The organism is Roseibium sp. MMSF_3247, from assembly GCF_030733765.1.
Classification (GTDB): domain Bacteria; phylum Pseudomonadota; class Alphaproteobacteria; order Rhizobiales; family Stappiaceae; genus Roseibium.
In genome coordinates this window covers 83,642-95,782 of record NZ_JASHII010000005.1, presented here as the reverse complement: position 1 = coordinate 95,782, position 12,141 = coordinate 83,642, and the positions used below count along the sequence as shown (strand labels likewise).

12 protein-coding genes are annotated in these 12,141 nt (G+C 55.3%); 9 read left to right on the top strand and 3 right to left on the bottom strand.

Annotated features, from left to right (window positions below):
• Positions 1 to 103: 103 nt before the first annotated feature.
• Positions 104 to 1,576 (top strand): hypothetical protein, encoded by a 1,473-nt coding sequence (locus RBB44_RS17140; RefSeq protein WP_306148855.1) that lies wholly within the window; start codon positions 104 to 106, stop codon positions 1,574 to 1,576.
• An 87-nt stretch (positions 1,577 to 1,663) separates the two neighbouring features.
• On the opposite strand, the gene clpS is transcribed toward RBB44_RS17140, so the two are convergent.
• Entirely contained in the window at positions 1,664 to 1,966 is a 303-nt protein-coding gene (gene clpS, locus RBB44_RS17135) for an ATP-dependent Clp protease adapter ClpS (protein WP_133947560.1), read from the bottom strand.
• Positions 1,967 to 2,255: 289 nt separating this feature from the next.
• Positions 2,256 to 3,890: a methyl-accepting chemotaxis protein gene (locus RBB44_RS17130; RefSeq protein WP_133946058.1), complete on the bottom strand. Its 1,635-nt coding sequence runs from the start codon at positions 3,888 to 3,890 to the stop codon at positions 2,256 to 2,258.
• A 284-nt stretch (positions 3,891 to 4,174) separates the two neighbouring features.
• Here RBB44_RS17130 and RBB44_RS17125 point away from each other — a divergent pair, with 284 nt between their 5' ends.
• From RBB44_RS17125 to RBB44_RS17110, 4 genes are all read left to right on the top strand, one after another.
• Positions 4,175 to 4,735: a chalcone isomerase family protein gene (locus RBB44_RS17125; RefSeq protein ID WP_306148854.1), complete on the top strand. Its 561-nt coding sequence runs from the start codon at positions 4,175 to 4,177 to the stop codon at positions 4,733 to 4,735.
• Between the two features lie 38 nt (positions 4,736 to 4,773).
• The gene (locus tag RBB44_RS17120; protein ID WP_306148853.1) at positions 4,774 to 6,075 is read left to right on the top strand and encodes an MFS transporter; all 1,302 of its coding nucleotides are present in this window, start codon (positions 4,774 to 4,776) and stop codon (positions 6,073 to 6,075) included.
• A 33-nt stretch (positions 6,076 to 6,108) separates the two neighbouring features.
• Complete coding sequence (locus RBB44_RS17115) at positions 6,109 to 6,453, top strand: DUF6665 family protein (RefSeq protein ID WP_306148852.1); 345 nt, start codon at positions 6,109 to 6,111, stop codon at positions 6,451 to 6,453.
• A gap of 252 nt (positions 6,454 to 6,705) precedes the next feature.
• Positions 6,706 to 7,710, top strand: a complete 1,005-nt coding sequence (locus tag RBB44_RS17110) for a DUF1402 family protein (protein ID WP_306148851.1) — start codon at positions 6,706 to 6,708, stop codon at positions 7,708 to 7,710.
• 17 nt (positions 7,711 to 7,727) lie between these two features.
• On the opposite strand, the gene RBB44_RS17105 is transcribed toward RBB44_RS17110, so the two are convergent.
• The gene (locus RBB44_RS17105; RefSeq protein ID WP_306149100.1) at positions 7,728 to 8,366 is read right to left on the bottom strand and encodes an MBL fold metallo-hydrolase; all 639 of its coding nucleotides are present in this window, start codon (positions 8,364 to 8,366) and stop codon (positions 7,728 to 7,730) included.
• 224 nt (positions 8,367 to 8,590) lie between these two features.
• Here RBB44_RS17105 and RBB44_RS17100 point away from each other — a divergent pair, with 224 nt between their 5' ends.
• The 4 genes from RBB44_RS17100 to RBB44_RS17085 all read left to right on the top strand — a co-directional run bounded on the left by RBB44_RS17100 (position 8,591) and on the right by RBB44_RS17085 (position 12,137).
• Positions 8,591 to 9,688 (top strand): DUF1176 domain-containing protein, encoded by a 1,098-nt coding sequence (locus RBB44_RS17100; RefSeq protein ID WP_306148850.1) that lies wholly within the window; start codon positions 8,591 to 8,593, stop codon positions 9,686 to 9,688.
• 212 nt (positions 9,689 to 9,900) lie between these two features.
• Positions 9,901 to 10,626, top strand: coding sequence for a cold-shock protein (locus RBB44_RS17095; RefSeq protein ID WP_306148849.1), 726 nt, complete (start codon positions 9,901 to 9,903; stop codon positions 10,624 to 10,626).
• Between the two features lie 150 nt (positions 10,627 to 10,776).
• Complete coding sequence (locus RBB44_RS17090; RefSeq protein WP_306148848.1) at positions 10,777 to 11,292, top strand: GNAT family N-acetyltransferase; 516 nt, start codon at positions 10,777 to 10,779, stop codon at positions 11,290 to 11,292.
• Complete coding sequence (locus RBB44_RS17085; protein WP_306148847.1) at positions 11,289 to 12,137, top strand: 23S rRNA (adenine(2030)-N(6))-methyltransferase RlmJ; 849 nt, start codon at positions 11,289 to 11,291, stop codon at positions 12,135 to 12,137. The genes RBB44_RS17090 and RBB44_RS17085 overlap by 4 nt, the downstream gene beginning before the upstream one ends.
• The last annotated feature ends 4 nt before the right edge of the window (positions 12,138 to 12,141 follow it).

Sequence of the window (12,141 nt, the reverse complement as noted above, 5' to 3'; positions counted from 1 at the left end):
CTGTCTGAGTCGTTGTACGGCCCCTTCAATTGGGTTAAAAAAGGCTTAATGTATTGCGTATCCCGCGAGACCGATGACGTTCGCGGCACTTCAGGAGCACGGAATGGGCATTTTCTCGAAATCCTCGCGCCCCGGCGAAGACCTGGACCAGAAGATCGAGACCGTAACGGAACAGACACCGGAGCAGGACACGTCTTCCAACGTGGAACAGCTGTCGCCGTTCGCCTTGAGAATGCAGGAAAAGATGAACCAGCTGGATGGCCTGAAAGGCCGTGTCGGCGGGCTCACCCAGACCTTTGATCAGATGGCCGCCTTCGCTGCCGAAAGCCAGACCAGCATCCGCATGATGGCTGAATACATCGAGAGCTCACGCGCAAGCGTTGAGACCGAGGTCCGGCTGAAATCCGAAAACGCCAAAATCTCGACCGACCTGCTGGACGCTGAGCACAAGGTGAAAACGCTCACAACCCAGCTGGAGGATGCACAGGCTGAAGTTCATTCGCTGCGCAAGCGCTCAACAGAAACACGCACGGCGCTGGAAACGGCTCGGAACGACATTGTCACGATCCGGGACAACAACAAGAAGATCAATGACGAGTACCGTCATCAGAGCGCAAAGCTGGTTGATGCCAATGCGCAAATTGCGGATCTGACCGGCAAGCTGAACGATCTCAAAGCCAAATTTGAGACCCTGGAGAAGCATGCAGAAAGCCTGAGTTCGGATCTTGAGGCCGTTAAGCACCGCGAGAAGGAACTGCAACAGAACCTCTCTGAGAGCGCTCAGTTGCTGGAAGAGGAAGTCCGCAAGAACAATCAGGCATCCAGCGAACTTGAAGCTGCCAAGCGTGAGCTGATCGATTTCCGAAACGACAACATCGATCTGAAGTCGCACCTTGATGTCGCCAATCAGGAGCTTGTCTACGCCAAGTCCCGTTTGGAAGAAGAACAGCGCAAACACGACAACGAAGTTTACGCACTGAACGCCGAGATCGAGAACCTCTCCTCACAGCGCCGGATTGGCGCCCAATCCTTGCAGGAAATGGCCCGCGAGAATTCGACGATCAAGGAGCGGAACCGCGAACTCGTCAAGCGGATGCAGGAGATCGAGCACCTTCTGGACAGTGCTCAGAAAAACCACGAAAAAGACCGCAACGAGCTTATGGCGACAACTGCCAAGCTGCGTGAGGTCAACCTGCGTTACAACTCCGCGCTGACCGATTTGAACCACCAGCGGAACCAGAACCAGAAATTCGCAGACAATCTTGAAGATCTGGTCGATGAAAACAAACGGCTGCAGCGGTACAAGATCCAGGTCGACACGGCCAATGAACAGATCGCCCAGTTGAAAACCGTCATCGCCAACTACCAGATGGCGATGGAGGGCCGCGGGCCGGCTGAAGAGCTTGGCTTAACCGAGAGTTTTGATCCAGCAGCGGAGCTTGGCATCACCGACCCGCTTCCCGTCGCGGATGACGACGATGACCTTCTTGAAAGTGCTGCAGAACCGGACGACGGCAATCCAGATGACGACGGCCCGAGCGGGGGCAGCGATAAGGTCGTTAAGCTGCGGGACTGATAATAAGACTACTATCGAAAAACCCGGCATTAAGCCGGGTTTTTTGTTGTTTTATTCGAAGCAACCGAGCGATCGCGCCCAAGCACCTTATTCGGGTTCAACATTGAACTGTAGCGGATATCCAAGACGCCCAGCAGCGTCGATCGCACGCGTGGCTTTTGTTTCGGCCACGTCTTTTGGATAAACTGATACGACACACGCACCTTTTTGATGCGCAGTCAGCATGACTACTTCCGCCTGGGCGCTATCCAGACGGAATTCACCTTTCAAGATGAGCACGACAAACTCCCGGGGAGTGTAGTCGTCATTCAGCAACACCACTTTATAGAGCTTCGGTTTCTCTGTTTTGGTTCGCTTGCTAAGGCGTAATTTCACATCAGAGTCACTCATGAAATTACCTTTTGGATAGTGTCCGCCGCCACATCTTCTGACCTTTAGAGCAGTCTTGGCAAAGGGCATGATCTCGGCGATGTGCACGGAGAACCGAAAACTGGGAATGCTGCGTGCCAAACACACCGCATCTCACAAATTGTCAACCGTCACGATTTTTGCTGTGCAATCACTATAGAACAGTACTTGCAAAAAACAATTGTGAAGCAGAACCAGCAATCCGGCCGCCAAAGAAAAAGGCCCCACGCGAACCACGTGGGACCCTTGTCTCTGTTCTGGGTGATTGCCTTTAGGCAGCTGCCACTGTTTTCAGGAAATCGTCGATCCGCGTCGCCAATTGACGCGTGTTGTCAGCAACTTCCGAAGATGTAACGGACACTTCAGACGCCGACGCGCTTGTGTCGTCAACAGCGGCTTTCACGCCGGTCATGTTTTCACTTATTTCCCGGGTGCCGGACGCAACTTCCTGGATCGAGCTGCTGATTTCCTCAGTCGCAGCTCCTTGCTGCTCCAGCGCCTCAGTGATGGAATTTGTGAACTCGTTCACACGCTCCATAATAGTCGCAATCTCCTCAATTGCTGCCACCGAGTCTGCAGAGGCGCCCTGGATAGCGTTGATCTGAGCGGAGATTTCTTCCGTTGCTTTCGAGGTCTGCGTTGCCAGCTCCTTGACTTCAGCCGCAACGACCGCGAAGCCCTTGCCGGCTTCACCGGCACGTGCTGCCTCAATGGTCGCATTCAATGCAAGAAGGTTGGTCTGCTCCGCAATTTCCTGGATAAGCTGCAAAACCGCGCCAATTTTCTGCGCCGATGCCGCAAGGCTTGCAACCTGCTCATTGGCGGAGGTCGCTTTGTCATTGGCCGTCGAGACAACTTCGCTCGTCTCGCCGATCTGGCGGGAGATTTCACTGATAGACGCCGACAGTTCTTCGGAAGCCGAGGCGACCGTTTGTACACTTGCGTAAGCCTGTTCGGTTGCCGCAGCCACAGAAGCTGTCCGTTCGGTATTGGTGGTCGAAAGGTCCATCAATATCCCGGAGATATTGGCCATGCTATCAGTAGAATGCGAGACGGGCTCCAACAGGCGCTGACTGTCGTCACGGAAGCTAGAAATCATCTCTTCGAGCGCGGTCTGGCGGCGGCGCTCGTTCTCGATGTTCAGCTGCTGCTCTTGTTCCAGCTCGCGTTGGCGAAGGCCGTTGTCCCGGAAAATCTCGACCGTACGGGCCATCTGGCCCATTTCATCGACACGCTCGACATACGGAATGGCAATATCGTAGTTGCCGTTCGACAGAGTTCCCATAGTGTCGGACAAAGTACCGATCTGACCAGTAATCCGGCGGATCAATGCAACCAGTACCAAGGACACAGCAAGGATCGCGATCACTGTAATGACCAGCGCCGTCATCAACGCTTCACTGCGCGCCGTATTGATCGCAGAGATGTCGAAAGCGACGTACATCATGCCGAGCTTTTCGGCGGAATCACCTTCTCCGCGCGTAATCGGCTTGATACCGATTTCATAGTTATAGTCGGAGAAGAAGGTAGTCGTTGCTGCCGCATCTTCACCACGCAGTTCCTCAGGGATGAGACCAATGAGTTCTTCGTTGGCAGCCTCTTCATCCCGGATCAGTGAGGCAAAAACGTCGCCATTCTTTTCCTGCACAATAGCCCAGGAAAAATTCGGATTATCGAGGAAAGGCGAAAGCAGTGTGTTTGCAAGGTCCTGATCAAAATCCCAAATAGCATTTCCCAGAGCCTGGTTCGTTAGGTTGGCACTCATGCTTATTTGCTGCTCAAACGCTTGCTGCACAGCGGCTACACGTTGAGAGGATGTGATGTAGGCGAAGGCGATAAACGCCACCGCTACCACGGCCACGATTGGCACCGTCGTGGTGAATTTCACAGATTGCCAGAACTTCATAATCTTCCCCCATAAGGTTCAGAAAAGATATAACGATAGACTGCAAATTTTCTCTTAATCGAACGCAGGCAAACCCTCTTTCAACAAGACAAAACTCCCACGAATATTGGGAATATATGCAAGGGTGATAGTGGACCTTGTATTGTTCTAAAGAAAAAACTAACGGCTCAGAAGTCCGGACACTTTAGCAATCTACCAGCCGATTTCTGCTAAAAGCCAGCAGCAGACGGCAATCCATAATCCCGCATACTTCGTACACCAGTGGATCCAACTAGGAGGCCGGTGTGCAAATTCAGAAAAGACATCCCTGGACCAAACGTATCGTTATTGCGGTGGCGTTGTGTACCGCGATCATCTTCTCATTCGGCACGACCGCAGCTCAGGCAGATTTAGGCGCTGCAGTAAAGTCTGTCCCTTCGGCGAGCCTTGTTGGGGAAGGACGCATGAAGTTCCTTGGTTTCAACGTCTTCGACGCACAGCTCTACGCTCCGAATGGGGTGTATTCTTCGTCCAATCCGTTCGCTCTGCGGCTCACCTATCTGCGCAATTTCAAAGGCAAGGCAATTGCCGAAAAGTCCGCAGAAGAAATGGCCAAACAGGGCGTTTCCAAAGCTCAATTGGACGGCTGGACCAAGCAAATGGCAGCGATTTTTCCGAATGTGTCTTCCGGTCAGTCCATAACTGGGGTCCGCACCGCGTCTGGTAGCAGTGTTTTTTATCTCGGCAACAAAGAGATCGGCACAATCATGGACCCAGCTTTCACAAAACATTTCTTTGACATCTGGCTTGGCAGCAACACTCAAAACCCGCGTTTGCGCGCGAAACTGGTCGGCGCCGGCTCTTGACGATCTCCGAGCAGACAGCAGGCGACCCCGCCCAAACTGTGAACTTGGCGACTAGCAGGCAGTCCTCCGGCCGGATTACGAAACGGTCCATCCTGGTCTATGGCGCATTGGCATTCCCTCTGTCTTTCGCCGGCTTGCCGATCTATCTGCATGCGCCTGACTTCTATGCCGTCACATTAGGTCAGTCCCTTGCAAGCCTTGGTGTCGTCCTCCTGGCCCTACGGCTGATTGACGCGTTTCAAGATCCTTTCATCGGTAGCATCAGCGACCGGCTTCACTCGCACCGGCCAAAAATCCTGGCCGTGGGGACCTTGATGCTGGGCGCAGGCTTTTGGATGCTGTTTCATCCGCTGGCCTCAGCACCTCTCGCATGGTTTGCGCTATCGATTCTCATCTGTACCACCGGCTTTTCGATCGTCACGATCAACCTTCAAACCCTGGGCGGCTTATGGAAGTCGCGGCCCCAAGACCGTACCCGGATCACCGGCGGGCGTGAGGCCCTTGGTCTTCTCGGATTGCTTGCAGCCGCCATCACACCAACCCTGCTGACCCAATGGGCCGGTCAGGAACAGGCGTTTCACTATTTGACGGTGGCTTACCTCCCGCTGCTTGTTGTCGGCTTGGTGCTTCTACTTTCATGGATGAAGACGGCCGAGCTCTCCGCCCCCAAACAAGCGCATCACCGGCAAAACTGGCTGAGCCTGCTCAAGGACCGCTGGCGGTCAGTATTCTTTTCCCTCGTTCTTCTGAATACATTCGCCAGTGCTATTCCCGCGGTTCTTGTTCTCTTTTATGTGCGGGACCGGCTCGGCGCTGAGCCATATACAGGACTGTTTTTGCTGATCTATTTCCTAGCCGGCACTGCATCCATGCCGCTTTGGATCAAACTGGCTTCGAAGTTTGGGAAAATCCGGGCTTGGCAGCTCTCCCTCGGGCTCGCGATCGTTACGTTCATTTGGGCCGTATTTCTCGGCCGCGGAGATATTGCCGCCTATGCGGTTGTGTGCACGCTGTCGGGCCTGGCTCTCGGGGCTGACCTGGCCTTGCCGCCTGCCATTCTTGCAGACCATATCGACGCTGACGACCGCCAGACTGATGCATCGCGCCTTTTTTCACTGATGGCGCTGCTTTCCAAGACGTCCCTTGCGGCTGCGACCGGATTGGCCCTGCCGATCCTCGGCGTTTTGGGCTATGTACCGGGGGGAGACATGACGCCGAGACTGGATTGGGTCCTAAGCCTCACATATGCAGCCCTCCCCTGTGCCTTGAAACTGGCAGCCCTCGGGAGTTTAATTTGGGCACAGGACATCCTGACAAAAGACAAGTCCACTTTGTCCTGAACCGTTCCTTGCACTTGCTCTCAGGATTGAAACATGTCCGTACGGCCACCGCAGATCCTTCACAAACCGAAACAAGATGAAGATCCGCTGTCGCAGGCCCTACAGAATGAGATCTTTAACGAGAAAGCGGCAACGCTGTTCCGACTGCAGAAGCGGCTCGAAACCGCTTTAAGAAAACTCGAAGCGGCAAGGGCGAACGCAGAAGCCACAGAGAAAACAATCTCTCCCCACCTTGCCGAAGCCTGCGAAGCGCTCTGGTATGTTTCGATACAACGGGAGATGTGTGGATTGAGGAACAGCAGGGCCTATTATGACGAGCTGCGTGTTCCGCATGATGTCCGGCTACACATGGGACCGAACATTCGCAAAGGGTCTTGAGAAGGCAGCGCATGCATTGCGTACGCGGCCGGACAAGCCTTTGTGATTTGTATCACTTCCTTGTTGATGGCTTGGATGTATGAGGTTCGCAGAGTTGCATCACGCCGGTAAGAGTGTTTTTTTCGCAGCCATAAAACAAAATAATATGCCGCTTTGTAACGTTGCGTAATATACACGGTTACGGACCATTGAAATCCGCCACCCCCAATTTGGGAGTGCGATACATTAAGAGCGTTGGCCCCGAGCAAAAACATGAAACGCATCACTGTCGTCCATAGGGTCACCGTTCCCGTTGCCATGTTCGCAGTGTTTTTCTGCCTCGGAAATTTGCTACCGATCGGTGGCAGCGACGGTTTCACAAGTGCCGCATATGCCCAATCGGTGCGAGTTGTCCCGGAAGGCAACAGATACCGCTCTCAACCGAAAATCCCCTTCGCCTCATCCCGCAGGACGTCCGCCTCCAATTCATCATACGATGCCAAATTCGAAAAGGTGCTGAGCGTTTTGCGGCGTGACAGGCGGCTGATGTCGTCCATCAAGCGCGTCGCGAGCCGGTATGGCATTGATCCGATCCATATTGTCGGGGCGATCGTCGGGGAACATACCTACAACTATGACACTCTCGACAGCGCCCAGTCCTATTACGTAAAGGCACTTGCTTACGCCGGCATCCGGTTTGATTTCGAGCTCAATGGCGAGCAAGTCGAAACCTTTGTGGAGCGCCCGCAATTTGACCGGTGCCGAAAGGAGCACGTGCAAAAGGCGAGCGACCGGCGCTGGTCCTGTTACGAACAGGTCTGGAACAGCCGCTTTCGCGGCAAAAGCGTCGATGGCGTCCGCTATCCACGGAAAAACTTCAACGAAGCGTTCTTTCAACCGCTCTATGCGGGTCAAAGCTTCGGTCTTGGACAGCTGAGCCCACTGACGGTTCTGAAGATGACCGATCGGGTGGCACGCACGAGCAATTTCCGCAAGTTGAAGTCCACAAATCCGGAAGCCGTCTACAAGGCGACCATGGATCCAAACCAGTCATTGCACTACATGGCCGCGATCATCCGGGACGCGATCGACGCCTACAAGTCTGTCGGCAAAGTGGATATTTCAAAAAACCCCGGATTGACGGCAACGCTCTATAATCTCGGGGATCCCTGGAGCCGCGCGGCCAAATTCCGCCGCAGCGGCAACTCCTGGCCGCGCGAAAACTACTACGGCTGGCTGGTGAATGACCGGATCGAAGAGCTGGAATCATTGCTCTAATCGATCCGGCCGGATGCTCAGGTCAAGAATGGATTGGTCTGGCGTTCGTGGCCGAATGTCGATGCCGGCCCATGCCCGGGCAAGAACGAGATATCGTCACCAAGCGGGAGAAGCTTTTCAGTAATCGACTTGATTAGCGTCTCGTGGCTTCCTCCCGGCAGATCGGTCCGCCCGATCGACCCGGCAAAGAGCACATCGCCTGAGATCGCCAGCCGCAACTCCTTGTCAATGAAAACCAGATGGCCAGGTGAATGGCCCGGGCAATGCAAGACGTCAAATTCACGTCCCGCCATTGCCAGAACGTCCCCCTCCTGCATCCACTTATCAGGCGATACGGGTTTGGCTTCCCCCATTCCGAACTGAGCCGCCTGATCGGCAACCCGGTCGATCAAGGGCTGATCGGCCTCATGCGGTCCCTCGACAGGAACTGAAAGGCGTTCGGCAAGATCAGCAGCGCCGCCGATGTGATCAATGTGGCCGTGGGTCAGGACAATCTTCTCGACTTTCACGCCCTTTTCTTTGACTGCGGACATGATTGTGTCGACATCGCCGCCCGGATCAACGACAGCGCCCACCATGGTCGCCGGGTTCCAGATCACAGAGCAGTTCTGCTGGAACCCCGTGACAGGCACAATCATGATCTGGATCGGCGGCATCTCCTCACCCTGGCCAGTCTCTCCTGCCCCGGCATCCGAATTCGACATGTCTTGCGCCAATGTTATCTCCTGGATGAATGTTATCCTGCCCCTTGTAACAAATACGGGACAAATCGCCAGAGCCGCATGTTTGTAATGGTCCATGGGTTCACCTTGCGGCGTTGATTTCGTAAAAGGTGAGAGGCTCTTGTTGGAAGAGCTAAAGAAATCAGGTTCGGCACCGAATGACGTTTCGACTGTTCAGCGCTGTCACGGCAACTCTTCTGGCCTTAGGAATTGCCGGAAGCGCCCAAGCTCAGCCAGGCCGCACAGCGCCGGTGTTCGATACTTGGCTTGTCGATTGCGCAAGCACGGGAGTGTGCTTCTCCTCATCGTTCACCCGGAACCAGTCCGTCTGGGTTGATTTGCGGATTGTCCGGGATTGGCGCGCGGATGCCCAACCGCTGCTGCGGCTGACCACAAACACTGTCCTCCCCCAGACCGGTACACTGCGCTTCGATGTCGACGGGGCAACGATAGAATCTCTGCCGATTGAACAACTCAGGGAAATCCAGGCGGGAGTAACATCCCCAGCCGGGTTTCGGCCGCTGGGCGGGGAAGGTTTCTGGTACCCGACGGGTGCAGTCACATCCACACTGCTTACGGCTCTGCAAACAGGGCAAGAACTGACCGTACACATGCCCAGAGAAGGCAGCGCGGAGACAGTATCCGTTTCCGTTCCTCTGCAAGGACTAAAATCGGGCCTTCTCTGGCTGGACAACCGGCAAAACCGGACAGGAACGGCGTCAGCCATTGTCTCACCCGGAGCTGAGCCTCCGGTCAACGCACCGCATGCGCTTCCAATTTTGGCTCCGGAGGAGCTCCCAGCCGAAGTTTCCGCAATTTGGCACGCCAACCGCCTCTGTTCTTCCATCGACCCGACCATTTTTGCCAGCCTGAATGCAGTCCGTGTTCCGCTGGAGGACGGCGCATCTCTTTATATCGTGCCGTGTGGTGCTCCAACGGCCTACAACAGCCCTTATGTCGCGATCTATGCGGGCAAGGATGGGGCTGCACGTCAGGTGCATGTCGCCAGAATGTCTGAAAGCGGTCCAATCGCCACCGATTTGATTTACAATGCCCGTTGGGTACCAGCCGACCGTCAGTTGATCAGCTACTTTAAGGGGTCCGGCGTAGGCGAGTGCGGACTGTGGAACAGATGGGTCTGGAATGGTACCGGATTGGTGTTGCTTGAAGAAGCTTCGCGCAAAACGTGTGATAACACGGAGCCGGACTTGTCCAATTGGTCAAACACTTGGCCTCTAAAAAACGCGTCTAAATAACCTTTCCCCTAAGGATTTTCTTGCGATTTTCACAATCGCGCCCTTATGATGTTTCCGCAGCGGATGGAATGGGGTGCGGCAGCTCTACTTCACCCCGATCCTTGAGTTTGGTGAGCGCATCTTGATGTGCTCTCCGATTTAGGCTCGGCCGAAAAGGCGGGTGAGAATTGGCGTTAGTGTCGGAATGGCACGGAAATTAAGGTGATTACGTAATGCACGATGGGGATTCGGACCGGCGGTCGCGTGGTCGGCGCGGCGGCAAGCGCGAGTTTGGCGGTCCGCAAGACTTCGGCAGTGACTTTGGCGGAAGCGACTTCGGTGGTGATTATGGCGGCGGCCGTGATGGCGGTCACCGGGGTGGGCGCGATAATGACTTTGGCGGCGGTGGTGGCCGTGGTGGTTATGGTGGCGGCGGCGGCCGTGACGGTGGCTACGGCGGCGGAGACCGCGGCGGTTATGGTGGCGGCGGTGGCCGTGATGGCGGCTACGGCGGCGGCCGGGGCGGATACGGCGGCGGTCGTGACGGTGGCTATGGCGGCGGAGACCGCGGTGGTTACGGCGGCGGTGGCGGCCGGGGCGGATACGGCGGCGGAAACCGCGAAGGGGGAGATCGTCCTCCACGGCGCGATTATCCGCCGGTCGAACGTGGGCCACGCCAGTCCGGCGTTGTGAAATTCTTCAAGTCTGACAAAGGCTTCGGATTTATTACCCCTGACGATGGCGAGACCGATGTTTTCGTCCATATTTCGGCGGTTGAGCGGTCCGGACTTGCTTCCCTGGACAGCGGGCAACGCATTTCTTTCGAGACTGAACCGGATCGCCGGGGCAAGGGCCCAAAAGCGGTGAACCTGCAAATGCTCGAGGAAGACGGTTCGAATGCCGGCTCTGACGACCAGCCGGTCAACGACGGCACAGGCGAGCAGCCGGATTACGAATAAGCTGCACTCTTCCGGCACTGCCGGAAGCCCTGCAACAAGAAATTCCGGGCGCACCACTGGTGCGCCCGTTGTTTTAGGCAAACGGCCTGCTTTTATTGCCGCACGCCAAGCACTATAAGGCTGCCAGAATGCGCATGAGAAAGGCAGCAGATGACGACAACTTCAAATCCGACCACAACTGTCCGGCCGTTCCGCCCAGGGGATTTAAGCCACTTGCTGCCCCTGAACAACGCTGCCGTGCCGGCTGTGAACGAGTTGTCTGCAGAAGAACTTCTGGATCTGATCGGCCAATCGCTTGTTTGCCTGGTGGCGGAGGTCGACGAGGAGCCCGTGGGTTTTCTATTGTCGATCAGCGACGGCGCGGATTATGGCAGCGCGAATTACCGCTGGCTAAGCGAAAACGTCTCCAACTTCTCCTATACGGATCGAATTTGTGTCGATGAAACTCGGCGCGGTTTGAAGATTGGCGAGAAACTCTACAAAGCCCTGTTCGATCAGCTGAAAGACACTGGCCGCAGCTTCGTCTGCGAGGTGAACTCAAGGCCACCAAATCCAGGCTCTTTACGGTTTCATCAGCGGCTCGGCTTTGAAGAAATCGGCACGGCAGACCATGGCGAAAAAGCCGTTGTTTTCTTACGTAAAGACCCACTGGGCGCTGCGAAATGAACTACCGCCACGCCTACCACGCCGGCAACATTGGTGACGTTCTGAAGCATGCCGTTTTGGCGCGTTTGATCACATATTTCCAGCGCAAGGAAAAGGGTTTCCGGATCATCGATACCCATGCGGGCATCGGGCGCTATGATCTGATGTCGGATGAAACCCAAAAGACGGGAGAGTGGCAACAGGGCATCGGTAAGGTGCTCGCTAGTGATATGCCGGAGCGTGTTTCGGAGCTTCTGGCTCCCTGGCTTAATGTTGTGCGCGGCGAAAATGGCGATGGCATCCTGAAAACATACCCTGGTTCTCCCCTGCTTGCCCGGCGCATGCTGCGAAAACAGGACAGGTTGACCCTCACAGAGCTTCATCCGGCGGATTTTGAAACCCTTTCAAACCTGTTCGCAGGCGACCATCAGGTGAAAACGATCCACCTGGACGGCTGGCTGGCGCTTGGCAGTTTTCTGCCACCCAAGGAAAAGCGCGGACTTGTGCTGATTGACCCGGCATTTGAAAAAACAAGCGAATTCAGCGATATGACCACAGCGGTCATAAAAAGCTGGCGAAAGTGGCAGACAGGCACCTTTGCTCTTTGGTATCCGATGAAAGATGTACGGGCCATTTCGCGAATGCATAAGGACCTTGAGGAGGCTGGGCTGCGCGATATCCTGGCTCTGGAACTAAATGCGGGCAAAAGCGGCCCGGACACGAGGATGTTGGGCTCGGGCATGACTATGGTTAACCCGCCCTTTACCCTTTCAGGCGAAATGAATGTAGTGCTTCCGTGGCTTTGTGAAACAGTTCGGCAAGGGCCGGGAGCCGATTGGAATGTTCATCAAATTGTCGGCGAATGACTTC